The organism is Gardnerella swidsinskii (assembly GCF_023277705.1).
Taxonomy (GTDB): domain Bacteria; phylum Actinomycetota; class Actinomycetes; order Actinomycetales; family Bifidobacteriaceae; genus Bifidobacterium; species Bifidobacterium swidsinskii.
Genome location: NZ_CP083176.1, coordinates 1016071 through 1036325 on the forward strand (window position 1 = coordinate 1016071; position 20255 = coordinate 1036325).

21 protein-coding genes are annotated in these 20255 nt (G+C 42.2%); 12 read left to right on the plus strand and 9 right to left on the minus strand.

Going from position 1 to position 20255, the window contains the following annotated elements:
* The first annotated feature begins 78 nt into the window (after nt 1-78).
* The 7 genes from K9E37_RS03950 to K9E37_RS03980 all read left to right on the plus strand — a co-directional run bounded on the left by K9E37_RS03950 (nt 79) and on the right by K9E37_RS03980 (nt 8127).
* Complete coding sequence (locus K9E37_RS03950; protein ID WP_248893073.1) at nt 79-1809, plus strand: FTR1 family iron permease; 1731 nt, start codon at nt 79-81, stop codon at nt 1807-1809.
* Nucleotides 1810-1904: 95 nt separating this feature from the next.
* On the plus strand, nt 1905-2549 hold the full coding sequence (locus K9E37_RS03955) for an iron transporter (RefSeq protein ID WP_004109905.1): 645 nt from the start codon (nt 1905-1907) through the stop codon (nt 2547-2549).
* Between the two features lie 72 nt (nt 2550-2621).
* The gene (locus K9E37_RS03960; RefSeq protein WP_012913769.1) at nt 2622-3893 is read left to right on the plus strand and encodes a DUF2318 domain-containing protein; all 1272 of its coding nucleotides are present in this window, start codon (nt 2622-2624) and stop codon (nt 3891-3893) included.
* Nucleotides 3894-3905: 12 nt separating this feature from the next.
* Nucleotides 3906-5240: an ABC transporter permease gene (locus K9E37_RS03965; RefSeq protein ID WP_102155493.1), complete on the plus strand. Its 1335-nt coding sequence runs from the start codon at nt 3906-3908 to the stop codon at nt 5238-5240.
* The gene (locus K9E37_RS03970; RefSeq protein ID WP_012913771.1) at nt 5230-6597 is read left to right on the plus strand and encodes an ABC transporter permease; all 1368 of its coding nucleotides are present in this window, start codon (nt 5230-5232) and stop codon (nt 6595-6597) included. The genes K9E37_RS03965 and K9E37_RS03970 overlap by 11 nt, the downstream gene beginning before the upstream one ends.
* A gap of 40 nt (nt 6598-6637) precedes the next feature.
* Entirely contained in the window at nt 6638-7483 is an 846-nt protein-coding gene (locus K9E37_RS03975; RefSeq protein ID WP_248893075.1) for an ABC transporter ATP-binding protein, read from the plus strand.
* A gap of 44 nt (nt 7484-7527) precedes the next feature.
* Nucleotides 7528-8127 (plus strand): FMN-binding protein, encoded by a 600-nt coding sequence (locus K9E37_RS03980; RefSeq protein ID WP_103013773.1) that lies wholly within the window; start codon nt 7528-7530, stop codon nt 8125-8127.
* A 12-nt stretch (nt 8128-8139) separates the two neighbouring features.
* Here K9E37_RS03980 and K9E37_RS03985 read toward each other — a convergent pair whose 3' ends face one another.
* Nucleotides 8140-8376, minus strand: a complete 237-nt coding sequence (locus K9E37_RS03985) for a hypothetical protein (protein WP_162861111.1) — start codon at nt 8374-8376, stop codon at nt 8140-8142.
* A 182-nt stretch (nt 8377-8558) separates the two neighbouring features.
* On the minus strand, nt 8559-9062 hold the full coding sequence (locus tag K9E37_RS03990) for a hypothetical protein (protein WP_248893077.1): 504 nt from the start codon (nt 9060-9062) through the stop codon (nt 8559-8561).
* 194 nt (nt 9063-9256) lie between these two features.
* Here K9E37_RS03990 and K9E37_RS03995 point away from each other — a divergent pair, with 194 nt between their 5' ends.
* Entirely contained in the window at nt 9257-9997 is a 741-nt protein-coding gene (locus K9E37_RS03995) for a response regulator transcription factor (protein ID WP_248893079.1), read from the plus strand.
* Nucleotides 9991-11208, plus strand: coding sequence for a histidine kinase dimerization/phosphoacceptor domain-containing protein (locus K9E37_RS04000; protein ID WP_248893081.1), 1218 nt, complete (start codon nt 9991-9993; stop codon nt 11206-11208). The genes K9E37_RS03995 and K9E37_RS04000 overlap by 7 nt, the downstream gene beginning before the upstream one ends.
* Before the next feature lie 38 nt (nt 11209-11246).
* On the opposite strand, the gene K9E37_RS04005 is transcribed toward K9E37_RS04000, so the two are convergent.
* Complete coding sequence (locus tag K9E37_RS04005) at nt 11247-11507, minus strand: hypothetical protein (protein WP_012913776.1); 261 nt, start codon at nt 11505-11507, stop codon at nt 11247-11249.
* A 189-nt stretch (nt 11508-11696) separates the two neighbouring features.
* Nucleotides 11697-11909 (minus strand): hypothetical protein, encoded by a 213-nt coding sequence (locus K9E37_RS04010; RefSeq protein WP_004109881.1) that lies wholly within the window; start codon nt 11907-11909, stop codon nt 11697-11699.
* A gap of 477 nt (nt 11910-12386) precedes the next feature.
* Here K9E37_RS04010 and K9E37_RS04015 point away from each other — a divergent pair, with 477 nt between their 5' ends.
* Both K9E37_RS04015 and K9E37_RS04020 read left to right on the plus strand, forming a co-directional pair.
* Nucleotides 12387-12599, plus strand: a complete 213-nt coding sequence (locus K9E37_RS04015; RefSeq protein ID WP_240613512.1) for a type II toxin-antitoxin system RelE/ParE family toxin — start codon at nt 12387-12389, stop codon at nt 12597-12599.
* Entirely contained in the window at nt 12593-12880 is a 288-nt protein-coding gene (locus tag K9E37_RS04020; protein ID WP_012913778.1) for an addiction module antidote protein, read from the plus strand. Before K9E37_RS04015 ends, K9E37_RS04020 begins: the two co-directional genes overlap by 7 nt.
* A 211-nt stretch (nt 12881-13091) precedes the next feature.
* Here the strand turns inward: K9E37_RS04020 and K9E37_RS04025 are convergent, their stop codons facing one another.
* The 5 genes from K9E37_RS04025 to nrdH form a co-directional block, all read right to left on the minus strand.
* Nucleotides 13092-13685, minus strand: coding sequence for a hypothetical protein (locus K9E37_RS04025; RefSeq protein ID WP_041160459.1), 594 nt, complete (start codon nt 13683-13685; stop codon nt 13092-13094).
* Nucleotides 13686-14052: 367 nt separating this feature from the next.
* Nucleotides 14053-15132, minus strand: coding sequence for a class 1b ribonucleoside-diphosphate reductase subunit beta (gene nrdF, locus K9E37_RS04030; protein WP_012913780.1), 1080 nt, complete (start codon nt 15130-15132; stop codon nt 14053-14055).
* Nucleotides 15133-15214: 82 nt separating this feature from the next.
* Entirely contained in the window at nt 15215-17440 is a 2226-nt protein-coding gene (gene nrdE, locus K9E37_RS04035; protein ID WP_103013777.1) for a class 1b ribonucleoside-diphosphate reductase subunit alpha, read from the minus strand.
* A gap of 85 nt (nt 17441-17525) precedes the next feature.
* Complete coding sequence (gene nrdI / locus K9E37_RS04040; protein ID WP_004109846.1) at nt 17526-18026, minus strand: class Ib ribonucleoside-diphosphate reductase assembly flavoprotein NrdI; 501 nt, start codon at nt 18024-18026, stop codon at nt 17526-17528.
* A 3-nt stretch (nt 18027-18029) separates the two neighbouring features.
* The gene (gene nrdH, locus K9E37_RS04045) at nt 18030-18290 is read right to left on the minus strand and encodes a glutaredoxin-like protein NrdH (RefSeq protein ID WP_012913782.1); all 261 of its coding nucleotides are present in this window, start codon (nt 18288-18290) and stop codon (nt 18030-18032) included.
* A 425-nt stretch (nt 18291-18715) separates the two neighbouring features.
* Between nrdH and gndA the strand changes: the two genes are divergently transcribed.
* Nucleotides 18716-20170, plus strand: coding sequence for an NADP-dependent phosphogluconate dehydrogenase (gene gndA / locus K9E37_RS04050; protein ID WP_248893083.1), 1455 nt, complete (start codon nt 18716-18718; stop codon nt 20168-20170).
* Nucleotides 20171-20255: the final 85 nt, after the last annotated feature.

The following is a 20255-nucleotide window of genomic DNA, read 5'->3' on the forward strand; positions in this document are numbered from 1 at the left end:
CAAGTTTTAGTTGGGTGCGCTCAATCGGGGTAGAGCGCGTTGAGAAGCAGGAAGTGTAATAAGACACGAGGAGATGTTATGCGCGCGTGTAAAAGTGTGCGCCGAGTTGTTTCCGGTGCTACCGCGCTCATGCTGGCTATGTGCATGGTTATGTGCGCATTTGCGAGTTTTGTTATAAGCTCGTTTGCTGTAACTACGCCAGCTTTTGCAACAGACGCAGATCGTTCGTATGCTAGTTGGTCGGAAGTTTCTAAGGCGATTGATAGCCAATTGCAGCAGGGTCAAAGCGAATATAAAAGCGGCAATAATTCGGGAGCTGCCACTAGATTCCAAGCAGCTTATAATTCCGTTTATGTTGCTTCGAATATGATTACTGTTGTTCGAGATACTTTTGGTCAGAATAAAGTTCAAGAGCAAGGCGATCAATTCCAACAGTTGCAAACGCTTGTGTATCAGCAAAATCAAGGTTCACAAATAAGTGCTGTTTCAACGGCTCTTGCAGCGGATGTTGCACAAACTGCATCTAGTCTCGATGCCAACTTAAAAGTGGATAAGCCAAATGTTTATGCACAAAAGTTGCGTGCGCAAATTAAAGCAGAGCGCAAAAAGCTAGATGCTGCAAAAAAGAAAAACCTTGGACGCAATGGTCGTACGTGGGGTCAAGTTGCTCGAGAAATGAATGTTATTCTCGACAAATCCGTTGCAAAATACAAGTCTGCAAAAGGTAATAAAACTCAAGTAGCATCTGCAGTTGATTTAATTAACGAAGCCTATTACCAGTATTACGAAAAGCTCGGTTTCGAGAAGAACGTGATGAATGCAATAAGCGGAAGTCGCGTTTCGACTGTCGAATATCAATTCAAAGAGTGCCGCCAAACAATGAACAACGGTGCAACTGTTGAGCAAGCTAAAAAGTTCGTAACGGATCTTAAAGCGATGCTTATTGAAGACGCAGCAAAATTAGACAAAGGCGCATCTTCAAGCGCAAATCCATTTATGCAATTCATAACTAGCTCATTTGGTCAAGCTTTCGTGATTTTGCTTCGTGAAGGTTTGGAAGCGTTGCTAGTTGTTGCAGCAATTATTGCTTACCTTGTTAAATCCGGTCACAAGAATATGGTGAAGTATATTTACCTAGGTATTGCGGCTGGAATTGTGGCATCTCTTGCTGTAGCTGCACTATTCGGCTTGCTATTTAATGGCTCTGGTCCGCAGCAGGAGATTACAGAAGGCGTTGTTGCATTGTTCGCAATGCTTATGCTGCTTTACACGAGTAACTGGATGATTTCTAAATCTTCAGTGCAAGCATGGAATAAGTATATTAGTGAGCAAACAACGGCAGCAGTTTCTAAGGGAAGCTTGGTTTCTTTAACGTTATTGAGTTTCCTTGCTGTGTTCCGCGAAGGTGCTGAAACTGTAATCTTCTATCAAGCAATCTTTGCAGTTTCAAACGGAGCTGACTCTATGATTTGGGGAGGCTTCATTTCCGCTGCTGCAGTTCTTGTAGTGATATTCTTGCTGATTCGTTTCGCATCTGTGCACATACCAATTCGCCCATTCTTTACTGGAACAAGTGCTCTTATGTCTGTTCTCGTAGTGATTTTTGCAGGCGGTGGTGTGCACGCGTTAATCGAGGGCGATGCTCTCGAAGGAATGTATATTCAAGGCTTGCCAACTAACGATTGGCTTGGGTTCTATCCGTATGTTGAGACGATTGTTGCTCAAATTGTGGCAGCAATTGTTGTGATTTCACTGCTTTGCGTATCTATTGCGCGAAGTCGTGTGAAACGCGCGGTAGAAAATAAATAAGCAAAACAACAAATAACCAACTAATAAATAATTAATAAACAACCAATAACAATAATTAAATAAAAATAACTAACAACAAACACAGAAGGTTAGATATGAAGAATAATAAAATGATGGCAATTGCAGCTTTGGCTCTTGCTGGACTGCTTGCGCTCGCTGGATGCGGTTCTAATGGCAATTCCGCTAAAACTGGTGCTAAGTCACAAGCAACCGAGCAGAAGGCTGACGACAAGGCTGACGACAAGGGCGGTGATAAGGGCTTTGAGGAGGTTCCAGTTGGTCCTCACCAAGATCAGAACATTGGACCTCTTACTATTGGCGCTGTGTACTTCCAGCCAGTGGACATGGTTCCAGCTGGTATGGGCTTGAAGGCAAGCGAAGCAAGCTTCCACCTTGAAGCCGATATCCACGCTAACCAAAAAGGTACAAAGCTTGGCTACGGTAAGGGCGAGTTCATTCCAGATTTGACTGTGAACTATGAGATTGTCGATAAGGCAAGCGGCGAATCCGTTGGCAAGGGTACTTTTATGCAGATGAACGCTTCCGATGGTCCTCACTACGGTGCAAACGTTAAGCTTGACAAGGCTGGAAATTATAAGCTCGTGCTTTCTATTGAATCCCCAGAAAAGAAGGGTTGGATGCTTCACGTCGATCCTGCTACCGGCGTAACCGGTCGCTTCTGGACTGAGCCAATTAAGGCAACCTTCGACGATTGGAAGTACACTCCTCGTCAGTGGTAGTGGTAGCTAGTTAATAATTAGCGATTAATTAATAATTTTAGTAAATAATAAGTAATAGCAAAGGAGGGAGTTATGCTCAGACTGTTTGTGGCAGTTATGCCTGGGCTGCTCCCTCTTGCGCTACTCACAATGGGATTAAGCACATCGCTTACTGTTGGCGAGGGGCGAGATAAGCCTCTGAGTGCACGTTGGAGATTGTATGGGCTGTCTGCAGGCACAGTCGCAGCTCTTATTTTTGCTATACTCCGCGCATCTGTGGTAATTAATCAGCGAAACTTTATTAATATGCCGGCGTTGTGTATTGCGGTTCCGCTTGATATTGCTGCAATTATTGTGGTTATTTTTTCACACAAAATAATAAAAAATTGGCGTAATTGCCCGCTTTTAATGCACATAAGTAACGCGATTGGTGCATGTTGCTTAGCGTTTACTGTGTTTTATGCTTTACCAGATGTTATTTTGCAACTTACTATTTTCGTAGATTCAAGCACTCCGCCTTTTACATCAGACATGTTACTTCGCGCGCTTGGTTTTGTGCTTGGCGTTATTGCTGCTATCTGCTTAAGTCTTATGGTGCGTTCTTTGCGCACTACGTCTAACGCTATTTGCTTCAAAATTGCTGTAGTTTTAAGCATGATTATTTTGCTAGTGCAGCACATAACTTCACTTTTGCAGATTATGCAAGGAAGCATTCTGCTTTATATGGATGACTTTTCTTTCAGCGTGCTTGTTTGGCTAATTAATAACGCTCCATTAATGATTATGGCGCAAATTAGCGTGTTCATGATTCCTGCTGCTGCGTCTGTAATAATCGGCTTTAAAACGGCTGTAGTTGGTGAAAATGCAGCAGAAATTCGCACGAAGCGAGCGTTTAAAAGGAAATCTCGAAAGTCTGCGCTCGCAGCTCTTTTGGCTGCTATCACAGTAATACTTACGCTTACTGTAGGCGTATCTATTATGAATATTAAACCAACTCTTACGCCTCCAGAACCGTATGAATTGCACGATGGTGTTGCAACTATTAATTACGTTCAAGTTTCAGATGGTCATTTGCATCGTTTCCAATACAAAGCAAAAGACGGCACTATTATGCGTTTTATAATCATTAAAAAGAATGGTGGAGCGTATGGCGTTGGATTGGATGCTTGCGAAAACTGCGGCGATGCAGGCTACTATGAAAAAGACGGTAAGATTATTTGCCGTAAGTGCGACGTAGCAATTAATTTGGCAACTATCGGTTTTAAAGGTGGTTGCAATCCGATTCCGTTCCCGTATAAGGCTGGGCATGGCAAAATCACAATTCATACTGCTGATTTAGACGTGCTCAGTTCGCATTTTAAGTAAGGGAGAGTTGCTATGTTTATGATGCGCATGGTTGCTCGATCTCTTGTGCGGCAATTGAAAAAGCGTGTGTTAATTGCGCTCGTAGTGTGCTTAAGCGCGTGCGTTAGCGTGTCAATGCTTAGCGTTGTGTATGACGTTGGAGACAAAATTAACGCAGAGCTGAGTTCATATGGTTCAAATATTGTGGTTCAGCCAAAATCTAGCGCTGTTGTAAATGATTTGTATGCTTCTCGAGAGCAGATTGATACTAATGGTTCTGAGAGTTTAAAGGCTGCGGAAAGCCACGAGTCTACTGCTTCGCTAAAAGAATCTGATGCTGCAAAAATAAAAATGATTTTCTGGGCGTTTAATATCACTAATTTTGCGCCGAAAATAATTGTTCATGCAAATCTTGAAGCGAAATCTTCTGGCGATTTGGTAGTGCCTATTATTGGAACTTGGTTTAATCGTAAGCTTGCGCTCGCTTCCGGGGAAACAACAGTTGTTGGTGTTAGAGGTTTGCGCTCTTGGTGGAAGATTAATGCAGGTCGTTGGGCAAAAGATAATAAATCTGAAGCAATGGTAGGTGCGCAGCTAGCTGAGCGTTTGCACTTAAAACTTGGCCAGCGTTTGCGTTTGATTCGTGACGAACGCGAGGTTTCGTTGCGCTTGGTTGGCGTATACGATTCTGGCGACGACGACAATAACGCAATCTACGCAGGTTCTAGCGATGCTCAAAGCCTTGCAAATAAGCCGAATAAGGTTGATTCGATTGAAGTAAAGGCGCTTACTACTCCTGAAAATGATTTAGCGCGAAAGGCTGCTAAAAATCCGGCAGTGCTAAGCCAGGAAGAGTGGGAAACTTGGTATTGCACGGCTTACCCGAGTTCGATTACTTACCAAATTGAGGAGGTAATTCCTGGAGCTGTTGCAAAGCAGGTTCGTCAAGTTGCGGCGTTGCAGGGTAACGTATTAAATAAGACGCGTGCTGTTATGGTTTTGATGACTGCGTTGAGTTTAATTGCTGCTGCTGTTGCTGTGGCGAATCTTATGGCTGCTTCAATTTCTGAGCGTTCTGGCGAGCTTGCATTGCTTAAGGCTTTGGGTGCACGTGATGGTGCTGTTGCTCGTCTTATGCTTATGGAAACTGCGGTTATTGCGTTTGGTGGAACGTTACTCGGCATGGCTTTGGGATTTGCGGTGGCGCAGATTATTGGTTTCACAGTGTTTGGCTCTTCGATTTTGTTCCGACCAATGGTATTTGTTCTAGTGTTCGTGCTGCTTGCGTTGACTGTGCTTGCGGCTGCAGGCTCGTCGATTCGTTCGATTTTGAGTGTGCGTCCTGCGGAGGTGCTTCATGGCAGGTAAATCTTATATGACTTCCAACAATTCTATGTTTATTACCATGCTATTTAGCGCGGTATTTCGTAGAAAATCGCGTGCTTTGATGGCTGTTATTGCAACGCTTGTTGGTGCTGCTACGCTGTTTTGTTTAGCTGCAATCTGCCTGGTTGTGCCTCAGCAAATGAGCGATGAAATGCGTGCTTATGGAGCGAATATTATCGTAACTCCAATTGAGGGTGAGTGGAAAAACGGTATTGATCGCGCGATGGTTTTGCACACAAACGATATGGTTCTTGCAAAAGGTGCTATGCGATCTGCTACATATCGTTACGAAAACGTGCGTATTAACGCAGCTCCGTATGTTTTAGCAGGAATAGACGTTCGTTCAGTAAAGTCGCTTAATAAGCATTGGAATGTAGACGGCTCTTGGCCTAGCAGTGGAAATGTTATGGTTGGGCGAGATGTAGCTCTTGCGATGGGCTTAAAAATAGGTTCTCGAATTGCGATTGCATATAGATCTTCGGATAATACTGCCGGCTCGCATAAGCCAGCAGAGAAGTCTGCAAATAAGTCTGCAAATAAGTCTACAAGTGAATCTGCAAATAAGTCTACAAATCAGTCTGCAGATAAGCCAGCAGAGAATCAAGCGCAAAATTCTTCTGCAAATTCTTCAGATCAGTCTGCGCAAAATTCATCTCAACAAAAGCTCGTTGAAGGCAGAGTCTCAACGGATATTATGGATACTCACGGCACAACTTTCCGCGTTTGTGGCATTTTGGATACAGGCGGTGCAGAGGATTCTATGCTATATGCGCTAAACGCAGATGTAAATTCTCTTACGGGAGTTAAGCGTGGAGCAGATGTAATTGCTTACTCGTCTTCTTCACCTAGCGTTGATGCGGTTGTGAGAAGTATTAACGACATGACTTCTATGCGCGTGCGCGCTCAGCAAGTTACTAAAGTTACTGCTGCTGACACTGGTATTATCACTATGCTTCGCAGCCTGTTCTGCATTGTATCGCTAGTTGTTCTAGTATTGATGATGGTTGGCGTGAGCACTACGATTTCTTCGATTGTGCAGCAGCGTCGAAATGAAATTGGTTTGCGCAAAGCTTTGGGTGCGAGCGCACGGAGTATTGGCGTGGAGTTTACTGCTGAAGCTGGAGTATATGGCTTCGTTGGCAGTATTGCTGGTACTGCGGTAGGGTATGTGTTTGCCCGTTTGCTTGCTGCAATGGTGTTCTCGAGAGATTTGGGCGTGAATTGGTGGCTAGTCGTGTTCTCTATTGTATTTAGCGTTGCTGCGTCTTGCGTTGCTGCTTTGCCGCCTGTTTTGCGTGCTTCAAAGATCGACCCTGCGATTGTGCTTCGAGAAGAATAGCTTTTAGAGTGATTTTAGAGTGATTAGTTAAGGATTTAATATGACAGAGAATATAGAACATAAGTTAGATAGCGCGGAGTCTAAGCCAAAAATGCTGTTGACGTTGGATCATATTTCCAAGATTTACGGATCTCTTCGAGCTGTTGACGATTTGTCGCTTACTGTGCCAGAAGGCGAGTGGCTTTCTATTGTTGGCTCCAGTGGTTCTGGCAAAACAACGTTAATGAACATTATTGGCTGCATGGATTCACCATCCAAAGGTTCCGTGTCTTTGCAAGGTCGCAAACTTGAGGATTTGAATGCCGGTCAACTCGCTGACGTTCGTAAAAACGTAATCGGTTTAGTTTTTCAAAAGTTTTATCTTGTTCCGCATTTAACAGCTGTTGAAAATGTGATGGTTGCGCAATACTATCATTCTGTTGTTGACGAAGCTCAAGCAATGGACGCTTTGGATCGCGTGGGCTTGAAGGATCGCGCTCACCATCTGCCAAGCCAGCTTTCTGGCGGCGAGCAGCAGCGTGTTTGCGTTGCTCGTGCACTTATCAACTGCCCTAAGTTGCTTCTTGCGGATGAGCCGACTGGTAATTTGGATGAAAAAAATGAGCAGATTGTGCTCGACTTGTTTAAGCAGCTGCACAATCAAGGTACGACGATTATTGTTGTAACTCACGATTCTTTGGTTGCTCAATGTGCAGATCGAGAAATTATGCTCAACCACGGTGTGCTTGTTGGTGAGCGTTGGAATAACGAGGATGCTCGCAAAGCGTATGAGGCGATTGGTGGCAAGCCTGCGTTTACGAGTGCTCACCTTGATGAAAGTGTTGTGGAAGCTTTGCAAGACCATGAGCCTACTAAGTCGCCTAAATTAGCGAATTTAGATGATTAGTTGCGTGGGTTTTAAAATATACAAGATTTGAAGGCGATGATTTTATGGTTTCAGATAATATGTTTCACGATGTTTCACGCGACGATTTGAAATCCAAAAAAGTTGCAAAAACTGTTGCTACGCTTGCAATTGTAGCTGCATCGTCTGCTATGTTGTCTGCTTGCGGTGAGCCGAGTGCTGTACCAATGAACGATGAGTTCGCTGGTAATTCTGGTCAAAGCGCGGATGATGGCGGTAATCCTTCTGGAAAGTACGATGCTGGTGCTCAGCAATCTAAATCTTCTGCGCAAAGTGAGGATTCTCAGAACCAGCAGAATCAGCCTAAAACAGACACTGGCAATTACAAAGATGGCGACTATAAAGTCAAAGCTACGTATGGTCCGGTTGCAGAAGACAGTTTCGATGTGCGCTTAAGCGTTGCAAATGGGAATGTTAGCGATGTGCAAATGACGCCTCATCCGTTTACGCCGATTTCAAGAGGCCATATGGATGCATTCTCAAAGGCTATTCCAGGAAAAATCGTTGGAAAGCCGTTGAAAGATTTGCATATTTCAGTTGTTGCTGGAGCAAGTTGGACTAGCGATGCCTTCAACAAAGCACTTGACGTTGCTCGCCAAGAGGCTTCAATCGCATCCGCAAAATAATCTACAACCACCTTAATCTTTGACTTCAAGAATAGTGCCTTCGTCGCGAATCATTGTTGCTGCCATGGCTCCGGTTGCTGCCATAAATGGAATAATAGCATCACTGTATTCGTCCATGAACTGTGCAAAATCATGATTCCAAGAAATAATTGCAACATACAAAAGAAGGAACTCAACTGCTGTAAATAATGCCCACTTAAGAATCCAAATAAGCGTTTTTTTAATAACTTTTATAGAGTTCTTGCTCATGAGTTGCCTTCTTTCCAATTTGCTGTTTTGTTTGTGAGCATTGTAGCTAATTCATGTACATTGCTTCTCGTTCGTATGTATTTTGTATTTCTAGTATAAATATTGCAATTCTTTGCAGCAATATGATGTACTCAAAACTTAATACTCAACGTAATGGTAGATTGCCAATAAGTCTTAAATCTTTACAAATCGCTTTCATCAATAGGGTGACCTTGTGGACGCTTTATTACTCGCCACAAAATCACCAATGTTAAGACGCCATTTGCAATTCCGTAGTAATAAATCCAAGGAACGTGAATAAGCCCACAAATAAAGCATGAAATAATATTTGTTAAATTATTTAGATAATTGCTAAGTATTTGCTTATTTTGTGATTCGACTTTTTTGCGTTTTTGCTCAAGAGTTGTTATGTAATTTTTGTTGTTTCCTATATTCTCAACATCACTACTTATGCTGTTAGCGCCTGCGCCGTTAAGATTAGATATATTATTTTCTATATACGCATTTTTTGCTTTAATAACGCTTTTGCGCAAGAAAAAATATGCATAAGAATACAATGCAACAGAAAGAAGTCCTAAAACAAGCCACAAAACGAAAAAGCCAAAGCTACGCATAAAAGCAGCTGTTGAGGCAAGTGCCATCGCAGCTACTTCTGCGGAGTGCAATACTACTAATCGTTTTGTCATATAATCCTGCTGCAATCATTATTGAAACTGCATTTTCAAACGCAACTAAAAGTCACATATTGTTACTTATTATAAGCACATATGATTTACGCGCAGTACTTGTAATCATTTTTTACTACACGATTTGCCCTACTTTGCGCATGCTTATAAAGTAGAATATAAGGAAAGTAGCATAAGATTGCAAGAAAGCCATTATGCAAAAAACGTATGCAATAGTAGATAACGACCCGCTAGTTTTAGCGGTTATGCGAAACGTGCTCAGCAAGCTTTTGCCAAGCGAGTACGTGTGCAAATGGTGCGTAAAATCAGGCGTGCAAGCTTTGAAATATTGCCAAGTAACAAAAACTACTCCGGATTATATTCTGATAGATATGTCAATGAAAGACATGTCTGGAGTAGAGGTAATACGCGCAATTCGTGAACAAAACAGCAATATTGTTTTAATTGGCATGACTTCGTACGATTGTAGATCCTACGCTTCGATGGTTGCGCAAGTTGGTGGGCAGGCAATGGTTGCTAAAGACAATTTCAAAGGGTTAGCAGAAGCTTTGCAATATTGCGATAATCAGAAGGTGTATGGCTGCCGATGTGTTAAAGATGTTGCTTACGATTTTGCTACTCCGCAAGAATCTTTTATTAGGCTTTCTAAATCAAGGTCGCGTAGCGTTTTGCCGCCTCAAGAACTAAAAATCATGGATCTGCTCTCTAAAGGTTGCACAACAAATCAGGTTGCGGCTCAACTTGGTCTTATGTCAAACACTATTAACACGCATATTCATAGGATTTACAAAAAATTGCATGTTTCTAACCGAGTGCAAGCAATATCCGCGTTTGCTGCAATGCAAAATCGTGAGCAAACTAGCAATCTGCAATATTTTAATAATTCGCTTCAGAATCATCCGAATCCTTCTCAAGAAACGGATAACGCATGTTAATGAAAACATTTTCGCGCGTTATTGAGTTGGTTAAAAGCTGGAAAATTCAGCGAACTTTATTCATAATATTGGCGATTCTTGTAGTGTCAATGGATGTGCAATCGTGCAATACAGCTGGGCTGTGGCATAACCCGCAGCAATCTGCGTGTCAATACGTTTGGATGTTTGCAATATTTCTTTTGATTGCTTTTCCGCGTCAAGTATCACTCGTAACTCCGATTTTGTATTGCGTAACGTTAGCAGTACCAGGTGTAAATGCAACTTGCGTGCTTTTTGCGCTGATTGCTAGCATGTTTGTTGCAGGCTTTTATGATTCGTGGAAGTATTTGCTTTGTGCGTACATAGTTTCGCTGAATATTATGTACTTTGCAAAAATGGCGTACATTCCGTTTACTTTTCCTTGTTTTATTCTTATTTCCATGATTTGTGGTTACGTTTTGCGCAAATATTTGAACATGTTGGAAGAAAATAATCGCGCAAAAATGGATATTGTACGGAGTAAGTTCCAGTCTTATATTGCGTCGGTTGCGTTGCAATTGCATGACGATGTGAACAATGAGATTACGGATATTACACTGCTTGCAACGGATGCTTTATATGCTGAGAACAATGAACATACAAAAGAATCGTTAGAGCAGATTATTGAACATTCGCGTAATGCACTTTCCAAAGCGAGACTTGTTATCAGCCTGCTTGAGCAAACTGAACAAAAGTATGATGATTCTTTAGATTCAAATATTGCTAGTACGCAGTTTGTTTATAGTTCTAATAGCAATGATTGCATGAATTTGGCTGATTTCTTATGCAATATTCGTGCGCGTTTACAGGCTGAACGGCAAATTTGTGAGCAGCTTGGGTACTATGGTTCTCTAACAGTGGTTGATAAAAGTTCGGGGAGTGGTGATTTTGCTGCATCTGCAACTGTTAGTACTGAAAAAGCTCAATGTGCTATTCGCATGTGCAGTGAGTTGCTTACTAATATTCGTAAGCATTGCAGTACTAGCGTTGACTTTTCTATGAACGTTACTGTTGATGAGCGAGAATGCAAAATAATGTGTATGAATTCGTTGTCGAATAAGTTTGGTGGAAGACTTGTTTTTGGCAAAGGACTACTATTCCACAAAAAATCCGTGGAACGTTTAGGTGGATCTTTAAACGCGCAAAAAGATGATGATGCATGGTTGGTCAATGTTGTTATTCCGCTAAACTAGTATCAATCAGACTCTCGCTTTATCGTGGTTAATTTACGCTACCTGTCCTCTTCAAGACCAGCAGTGAATTTTTCTGCTAAGATGTGAAAGCCTTCTAAATATTCTTCATAACCATCGGCAATAATCGCATCGTCATGAACTACAAACTTATTATTTTCTAACACTACATACTTGGTAAAGAATTGCTCAAGCTCTGCAGCCAATTTATCAAAATCTTCTTCAGAAAGATTATCGTCATCGTTACTAATATTTGCTGCAGCAGATGGATTCCAATTTTTTACTCCAAAATCTTGACTCATGACATTCCTTCTTCTTAATGTAATCTATGAATATTGCATATTAGCATCTTAGACAGTAACCGAAAAGTTACTGATAAATAAAAACAACCAAATAGGATTAAAATCTACCGTAATATAACTTAGAAAATATGAAATAGAAGATTAGCGAAGTGCTGTGTGCATTTCGCTAATCTTCATGAAATAAATTGTTCAATAACGATTATCAGGTATAAAGGCACGTGCAAAAGCAACAATAAGTGTAAAAACAAATGTTTCAATCCACCTATTTGGAGATGAAATGTAAGCAATTGTATTGCCACTAAATATTGCAAAAATTCCAAGCAAGCCAATAAATGTTAACGGCATATAAGTAGCTTCTCGTTTGATAAGTCGCTTAAAATAAGCCAAGATTTGCTTTTTCATAATGATTTACCTACCACTGGTTGCGACACATTGTCACTGTTGTAACTACTGCAGCTACTGTCTTTGCTAAGCACTTCACCGCATAACTCCTTTACTTAAAACGCTATTTTGCTGCACAAATAAATTGTGCAATGGGTCTCAGTGTAATAAAAAAATACTGTCATGTAATCAGCTGTAACTATTTTTAGCGACACAGTAAAATTGGCAATACTTGTAATTGTTATTTTTGGCTCAGTAGAAATTTTATGCTGCAAAAATCAACCCAAACACATACGTTATAGTGGCAGAAATTGCAAAATTAGCAAAAACTGTCACGATAACTGATATGATTGTTTACTTATATTGCAAAACTGTATCCTACAGGATAAAATACTTTTATGGAGATACTTAAAACAGATGAGTATCGCAATTGGATGAAAAAACTTTCGCGGTACTCAATCTAAAGCTCGAATTAACGCGAGGCTGAGATTATGTGAAATTGCAGGTAAGCCAGTAGGTGATTTACATCCAGTTTGCAATGGTATTAGTGAACTGCGTTTCACTTTTGGACCAGGGTATCGTGTGTATTTTGCACAAAAAGGCTTAAAACTAATGCTATTACTTGCTGGTGGAGATAAAAGTAGTCAAAGTAAAGATATTAAGCAAGCGAAGATACTTCTCGCACAATTAATTGAGGAGAAAAAATGGTAAATATAAGTAAATGGGATGCGAGTGAGTATCTTGAGGACGATGATGATGTTATTGCGTATCTCAATGCTGCAGCAGAACTTAACGATCCTCGCTTGTTGCAAGCTGCTATAGGCGATATTGCAAAAGCTCGAGGCATGAAAGAGATTGCTCAAAAAGCTGAGGTTGGAAGGGAAAGCCTTTACAAAAGCCTAAGACGAGATGGCAATCCTAGCTTTCAAACTATTGCGAAAGTTGTTCGAGCGTTAGGTGGACGCATTGCAATAGAACCAGCAAATGCGTGACATACCAAGTTATCGTGGCAGTTTTGCTAATTTTGCAATTTTTGCCACGATAACTCGTATAGCATAGCGACTGTGCAATTAAAGTTATGCGATACAGTCGCGTAATCAGTTAAAAAATATTGCCTGTTCATCAACGATATTGATGAACAGGCAATATTTTCAAGACAACAAAATTTGGAAACTAATCTAAGTTATATTGCTAAATCGTTTACTATTTTGCTACGTCAAGAACTACTAAACGTTGTCCGCCATAAGTTCTGGCATCGAGACAAGTTTGAATAAAGTAAGCAGATTTAGGGAATTGCTCAACGTACTCTTTGAATACTTTTAGCAACTTATCCGAGCTTCCGCCACCCTCAAAGTCTTTATAATCCGCCACTTTGTAATCTTTGCCGTTTAATTTAACTGGCATGCCTTTTTGGAGTTTCTTTAATAAGATGCCTGAACTGTTCAAACGGTCTACAACCATATAATGGCCAGTGTTAACCTGGAACCAGTCGTCTTGAAGAGTCCAGTGATAGAAAGCATCTTTAACGTAAGCCAACTGATCAGGATAAGCGTCCCAAATAACGCGTTTAGTTTCACCTAGGGCTTCCAAAGTCCCTTCTTGTCCCTTTACAAAAGCTTCGGCGATTTTCTTTTTTGAGGCTTTTTTGATTGGTTTTGAATGTTTTTTGGTAGAATGACGGCTTATTTTTGTTGGTACTGGTTTGTTTGCTTCGGAGTTACCGCAGGCTGCTAGCCCCACTAGCGAGCTGAAGAGCACTACAACACAAAGTAATTTTTTATAAGTCATTTTCCCCATAAATGGATTTCTTTCTTCTTGTAGATGCGTCTAACGGATGTTAGTCATCTTTATAAACTTGAACTCCAACTTTAGTGCCTGCTCAGTTCAGTTCAAAAATCTTGGTTTGAACGTGAGTAGGAAGTGATAATCGCTGCCGATTTTTGCATAAACGAATCAACAAGACCAGTTCCTTTTCACATAGTGTACCATAAAGGCTGAGTGACCTGTGTTGCTTTCTGACTTTTTAGCTTTTTATATAGACTCTATTTAGCTGCAATAATTAACCTAACTAAATTAAAATTGGTTAACTAATTAAATTAATTAGTTAACCAATCAGTTAGTTATTCAGTTATTCAGCAAATCAGTTAGTAAATCAACTATTTGATTAGAAGTCCCAATCATCGTCGTCGGTTTCAACTGATTTGCCCATAATGTAGCTGGAACCAGAGCCGGAGAAGAAGTCGTGATTTTCGTCGGCTGCAGGAGAAAGAGCAGCGAGAATTTCTGGGCTTACGTGAGTTTCTTCTTCGCTGTACTTAGCAGGGTAGCCAAGGTTCATTAAAGCTTTGTTAGCGTTGTAACGCACGAAGTCAAAAACGTCATCGTGGAAGTCAAATCCTTCATAAATCTGACCAGAATACTCAACTTCCAGATCATACAAAGTGTCGAGCAAGTTCATAGTGAACTTTTCAAGATTCTTCTTATCGTTCTCGCTTCTAAGCTCCAAACCGCGCTGGAACTTGTAGCCCGAATAATAGCCGTGAATTGCCTTATCGCGCAAAATCAAGCGAATCATATCGGCAGTGTTCATCATCTTGCCGCGAGAGGCAAAGTAAAGCGGAAGATAGAATCCCGCGTAAAGAAGCAACGAAGAAAGCATAGTTGCAGCAATCTTGCGCTTAAGTGGATCTTCGCTCTCGTACTCGCAAAGCACAGTGGTGACGCGCTGCTGCAAAACGTCGTTGCCAACAGCCCAACGGTAAGCTTCGTCAATCTCTTCGCTAGAGCAAAGAGTAGAGAAAATAGAGGAGTAGGAGCGAGCGTGAATCGACTGCATAAAAGCAATATTCGTGTAAATAGCCTGCTCGTGCTCCGTGCGAGCGTGCTCAATCTGGCAAAGCTCGCCAATAGTTGCCTGGCTGGTATCAAGCAAAGTCAAGCCTGTAAAAACGCGAGTAGTGGTCTTGCGCTCAAGATCGGTGAGGGAACGCCAAGAAGGAATATCGTTGCTCAGCGGAACCTTTTCTGGAAGCCAGAAGTTAGCAATAAGGCGATTCCAAACGTCCAAATCCTTGTCGTCAACAATATTATTCCAATTAACTGGGCGTACGCGCGATCCGTGATGGTAGCGGTACTGAGATGGTGTGATAGAAGCTGCCATCATAGCGTCATCTGCGATTACGCGATTTGTGCCGAAAGGCTTATCGAGGCTACTTCTAAGCTCGGTTGGGCTGAGTTCTGTCATTATTACTCCTAATTCTGTGTTTACGTTTTATAAAATTTTTAAGTTTTTGATTTGGCGTGCGAAAAATTCACAGCGTTACGACTTACAGCGTGCAGCTTACGCAACCTTCGATTTCCGTACCTTCCAAAGCCTTCTGGCGAATACGAATGTAGTAAAGAGTCTTAATGCCCTTACGCCATGCGTAAATCTGAGCCTTGTTCAAATCGCGAGTAGTCGTAGTGTCTGGGAAGAACAAAGTAAGCGACAATCCTTGATCCACATGCTGAGTTGCTTCGGCATAAGTGTCAATAATTGCCTTCCAGCCAATCTCATAGGCGTCCTTAAAGTACTGCATATTGTCGTTCGTCATGTATGCAGCAGGGTAGTAGACGCGTCCAACCTTGCCTTCTTTGCGAATCTCAATGCGAGAAGCAATCGGGTGGATTGAACTTGTGGAATGGTTGATGTACGAGATTGAGCCAGTTGGAGGAACAGCTTGCAAATACTCGTTGTAAATGCCATCGCTCAAAATCTCGTCGCGCAACTGCTCCCAATCGCTGACGGTTGGAATCGCAACGTTAAAACGGGCAAACAAATCGCGAACTTTTTGAGTTTTAGGCTCAAGCGAGCGGCTGCCATCTGTGTACTTATCGAAGTAGTTGCCTTTTCCTGCAGGCTTAGCGTAAGCGCTCGTCTTAAAGTTTGCAAAAGCGTGGCCGCGCTCTACAGCCAAAGCGTGAGAAGCCTTATAAGCGTGGTAAGCAACCGTCATAAAGTACATGTCTGTAAAGTCAAGAGCTTCCTCGCTTCCGTACTGCATGTGTTCACGCGCAAGGAAACCGTGCAAATTCATTTGACCCAAGCCAATAGCGTGACCTTCCGCGTTACCGCGACGAATCGAAGGCACAGAATCAATAGAAGTATGCTCCGAAACAGAAGTGAGCGCACGCACAGCCAAATCAACGCTTGTGCCCAAGTCGCCATCCATTGTCTTAGCAATATTAAGAGAGCCAAGATTGCAAGAAATATCGCGACCGACGTGGCTATAAGACAAGTCGGCGTTATAAGTGCTTGCTTCCTGAGTTTGCAAAATCTCTGAGCACAAGTTGCTCATAGTAATGCGACCCTCAATAGGATTCGTGCGATTCACAGTATCCTCAAACAAAATGTAAGGATAGCCAGACTCGAACTGAATTTCTGCAATCGTCATAAAGAATTCGCGAGCGTCGATGTACTTCTTGTGAATACGAGGATTTGCAACCATCTCATCGTAATGCTCGGTAACAGAAATATCTGCAAAAGGCTTGCCATATTCGCGCTCAACATCGTAAGGACTAAACAAAGCCATCTTTTCCTTACGCTTAGCAAGCTCGAAAGTAATATCTGGAATCACAACACCCAAAGAAAGCGACTTAATGCGAATCTTCTCGTCTGCGTTCTCGCGCTTAGTATCGAGGAAACGCATAATATCTGGGTGATGCGCGCTAATATACACTGCACCTGCACCCTGTCGAGCGCCAAGCTGATTAGCGTAAGAGAATGAATCTTCCAAAAGCTTCATAACAGGCACAACGCCACTCGACTGATTCTCGATTCGCTTAATAGGAGCGCCAAGTTCGCGCAAATTCGTAAGAAGCAGAGCCACGCCGCCGCCGCGCTTAGAAAGCTGCAAAGCAGAATTAATTCCGCGCGCAATAGACTCCATGTTATCTTCCAAACGCACGAGGAAGCAGCTCACAGCTTCGCCGCGCTGAGCTTTACCAAGATTCAAGAACGTTGGGGTGGCTGGCTGGAAGCGGCCTGCAAGCATTTCGTCTAAGTAGTTGGTCGCTGCTTTTTCGTCACCATCTGCAAGTTCCAATGCAACAGCAGCTGCGCGCTGAGCGAAGTTTTCCAAATACTGCTTGCCGTCGAAAGTCTTCAAAGCGTAAGAAGTGTAGAACTTAAAAGCACCCAAGAATGTGCCAAAAGTGTGGTGTGCGGCTTCCGCATGCTCGTAGAATTTATCGAGAAATTCATCGCTGTATTTGTTGAATACGTTACCGTTGTAGTAATAGTTGTCAATCAAATAGTTCAAGCGCTCGCGAGTTGAAGCAAACTTCATGCTATGTTCTTGCACGTAACCCGAAACGTAAAGCTTTTCTGCTTCTTGATCTTTATCAAACTGAATGCCTTTTTCTGGGTCAAAAAGACCGAGCATAGCGTTAAGAACGTGGTAGTCGCGGCTGTTGCGGATGCGCTCTGCTGTTGTACTGGCAGTTGCGCTTGCAGAATCAGTGTGATCAAGATTAAGCGAAGTAGATTCGCTCATCGGATCCGTGCTATTCATGGGGTTTGTTCCTTTCTTCATGCGTTATTTTTGCTTTTTTAAACGCTTTTTGTTTTGTTTCTTTTACTTATTTCGTTTGTTTTGTTTATTTTGTTTCTTCTGTTTCTTTGAGTTGTTTTAAAAATCTCGGTATGCCCTGCGCTACTTTTTCTATATCTTCTGCAGTTCCCGTAAGTTCAAACGAGTACATATTTGGGATTCCACACTTTCCTGCAATTTGATCACCTGCAGCGCAATATGCTTCTCCAAAATTCGTATTTCCGGAAGAAATTACTCCGCGAATAAACGAACGATTTTCGCGATTATTTAAGAATTTGCGAACTTGCATCGGTATTGCTTTCGCAATATTTCCACCGCCGTAAGTTGGAACAATCAAAACATACGGTTCGCGCACGTTTAATTCCGGTTCTTTAGGACGAAGCGGTATGCGATATACGTTCACGTTATTGCTTGGAAAATCGCAATTTTGCACAAATCTTAACGTATTTTCGGAAACTGAGGAAAAGTAGACTACAGCTCCGATTGATTCACCTTGTGCGCTAGATTCTGGTTCGCTTTGTTGTGTTATATTTTCTTGCTCACACATTTCTTATGCTTCTTTTGCTGCCTCTGCGGAAGTTCCAAGTTTATCCGCAATTTGCGCAATTAAATCTGGACGGTACCCACTCCAGGATGCGTCGGGAGCAATGACTACTGGAGCTTGACGGTATCCTGCATTTTTTAACTGTTCGAGTGATTCGGGGCTTTTTGACAAGTCTACAGTTTCGAAGTTCACGCCAAGTTTTGTGAACTGTCGCTTAGTTGCATCACACTGTGGGCAATGAGGTTTAGTAAACACTGTGATAGTCATTTCAATCTCCTCTGGTGATGGGGAATTTTGCAATTCCGTGTTGTATCGACAAAAGCCAAGTAGTTAGCTTACTCTGAATAAGCACTATTTATAGTGGTGTGTCGACTGTGTAAACACTATATATAGTTATTATTAAAATAGCTAAAAATAGCGTGTTTGTAAGCGTGTCGTGTTTTATGAAGTAAATATGAGCTTAGTTTTAACGATTAAAAATGTAATTTATTTCACAAAATTTATATTTAAAACTACTTAACTTGCACATTGTTAAGCCTTGTGCATATCCGCCTATAAAATTATTAAGTGCGTTTCTTGAAGGGGCGTAACGCAAAATAAAAAATTGTGTATTTTGTAGATAATGCAGATTGCTTGGGTGCGCAAAGCATGCGTGCAAATAACAAAACAAGTACAAGATAAGAGGTGTCATTATGACTCAAGCTCAGGCAAATATTGGTGTTGTTGGTTTGGCTGCCATGGGTTCGAATTTAGCGCGTAATCTTGCGCATCATGGAAATACAGTAGCTGTTTACAATCGTCATTATTCGCGCACTGAAACTTTAATGAATGAGCATGGCAGTGAAGGTGCTTTTGTGCCTTCAAAAACTGTTGAAGAATTTGTGGCTTCTCTCAAGCGTCCGCGCACCGCAATCATTATGGTAAAAGCTGGTGCTCCTACGGATGCTGTTATTGAAGAACTTGCAAATGCTATGGAGCCTGGAGATATTATCGTCGACGGCGGAAACTCTTATTTTGAAGATACGATTCGCAGAGAGCGTGACATTCGCGCGCGTGGTCTTCATTACGTTGGTTGCGGTGTTTCTGGTGGCGAAGAAGGTGCTTTGCGTGGTCCTTCGATGATGCCTGGTGGCACTGAGGAATCTTGGAAGACTCTTGGTCCTATTTTGAAGTCTATTGCTGCTGTTGCTGAAGGTGAGCCTTGCGTAACGCATATTGGTACCGATGGTGCTGGTCATTTTGTGAAGATGGTTCACAATGGCATCGAGTACTCGGATATGCAGCTTATTGCCGAAAGCTACGATTTAATGCTTCGCGGTTTGGGCATGAAGTCCGACGAAATCGCGGATGTGTTTAGCGAGTGGAATAAGGGCGAGCTTGATTCTTATTTGATTGAGATTACTGCGGATGTGCTTCGCCAGAAGGATGCTAAGACTGGTAAGCCTTTGGTTGAGATGATGGTGGATCATGCTGGCATGAAGGGCACTGGTACTTGGACTGTACAATCTGCGCTTTCGCTTGGCATACCAGTTACGGGTATCGCTGAAGCCGTGTTTGCTCGCGGACTTTCCAGTCAGGTTGCTTTGCGAGAAGCTGCCGAAAGTCAAGGTTTGACTGGTCCGGATGTGTATTTTGATTTGAACGATGCTGAGCGTAAGGCGTTTATTGAGGATATTCGCCAAGCTTTGTACGCTTCTAAGATTGTTTCTTATGCTCAGGGCTTCGATGAGATTGCGGCTGCTGCAATTGAGCATGATTGGAAGATTGATCAGGCTGCAGTTGCTCGCATTTGGCGAGGCGGCTGCATTATTCGCGCTCAGTTCTTGAACCGCGTTTCCGAGGCTTTTGAGTCCGGTGAAGCAAGCGTTTCTTTGCTTTTTGCACCGTACTTTAAGGCTGCTATTGAGAAGTCTCAGGCTGCTTGGCGTCGTGTTATTGCGCGTGCGGTGGAGCATGGTGTGCCTGTGCCAGCATTCTCTAGCTTGCTTGCATACTACGATGGTTTGCGTTCTAAGCGTTTGCCGGCTTCGCTTATTCAGGCTCAGCGTGATTTCTTCGGTGCTCATACTTACGGTCGTATTGACGAGCCAGGCGTATTCCACACTTTGTGGGCAGATCCTAATCGCCCAGAAGTAAAGCAAGATTAGTGCATGTAAAAGTGTATATATAAAATTTAAAATGTCAATTATGTAAAAAGCGTCACATGCGTTGTTATTCTGCATGCGACGCTTT

Bases quoted from the DNA above. Each gene is read 5' to 3' on its own strand.
- K9E37_RS03950 (WP_248893073.1), top strand. From the start codon at position 79: ATGCGCGCGTGTAAAAGTGTGCGCCGAGTTGTTTCCGGTGCTACCGCG.
- K9E37_RS03955 (WP_004109905.1), top strand. From the start codon at position 1,905: ATGAAGAATAATAAAATGATGGCAATTGCAGCTTTGGCTCTTGCTGGA.
- K9E37_RS03960 (WP_012913769.1), top strand. From the start codon at position 2,622: ATGCTCAGACTGTTTGTGGCAGTTATGCCTGGGCTGCTCCCTCTTGCG.
- K9E37_RS03965 (WP_102155493.1), top strand. From the start codon at position 3,906: ATGTTTATGATGCGCATGGTTGCTCGATCTCTTGTGCGGCAATTGAAA.
- K9E37_RS03970 (WP_012913771.1), top strand. From the start codon at position 5,230: ATGGCAGGTAAATCTTATATGACTTCCAACAATTCTATGTTTATTACC.
- K9E37_RS03975 (WP_248893075.1), top strand. From the start codon at position 6,638: ATGACAGAGAATATAGAACATAAGTTAGATAGCGCGGAGTCTAAGCCA.
- K9E37_RS03980 (WP_103013773.1), top strand. From the start codon at position 7,528: ATGGTTTCAGATAATATGTTTCACGATGTTTCACGCGACGATTTGAAA.
- K9E37_RS03985 (WP_162861111.1), bottom strand. From the start codon at position 8,376: ATGAGCAAGAACTCTATAAAAGTTATTAAAAAAACGCTTATTTGGATT.
- K9E37_RS03990 (WP_248893077.1), bottom strand. From the start codon at position 9,062: ATGACAAAACGATTAGTAGTATTGCACTCCGCAGAAGTAGCTGCGATG.
- K9E37_RS03995 (WP_248893079.1), top strand. From the start codon at position 9,257: ATGCAAAAAACGTATGCAATAGTAGATAACGACCCGCTAGTTTTAGCG.
- K9E37_RS04000 (WP_248893081.1), top strand. From the start codon at position 9,991: ATGTTAATGAAAACATTTTCGCGCGTTATTGAGTTGGTTAAAAGCTGG.
- K9E37_RS04005 (WP_012913776.1), bottom strand. From the start codon at position 11,507: ATGAGTCAAGATTTTGGAGTAAAAAATTGGAATCCATCTGCTGCAGCA.
- K9E37_RS04010 (WP_004109881.1), bottom strand. From the start codon at position 11,909: ATGAAAAAGCAAATCTTGGCTTATTTTAAGCGACTTATCAAACGAGAA.
- K9E37_RS04020 (WP_012913778.1), top strand. From the start codon at position 12,593: ATGGTAAATATAAGTAAATGGGATGCGAGTGAGTATCTTGAGGACGAT.
- K9E37_RS04025 (WP_041160459.1), bottom strand. From the start codon at position 13,685: ATGGGGAAAATGACTTATAAAAAATTACTTTGTGTTGTAGTGCTCTTC.
- nrdF (WP_012913780.1), bottom strand. From the start codon at position 15,132: ATGACAGAACTCAGCCCAACCGAGCTTAGAAGTAGCCTCGATAAGCCT.
- nrdE (WP_103013777.1), bottom strand. From the start codon at position 17,440: ATGAATAGCACGGATCCGATGAGCGAATCTACTTCGCTTAATCTTGAT.
- nrdI (WP_004109846.1), bottom strand. From the start codon at position 18,026: ATGTGTGAGCAAGAAAATATAACACAACAAAGCGAACCAGAATCTAGC.
- nrdH (WP_012913782.1), bottom strand. From the start codon at position 18,290: ATGACTATCACAGTGTTTACTAAACCTCATTGCCCACAGTGTGATGCA.
- gndA (WP_248893083.1), top strand. From the start codon at position 18,716: ATGACTCAAGCTCAGGCAAATATTGGTGTTGTTGGTTTGGCTGCCATG.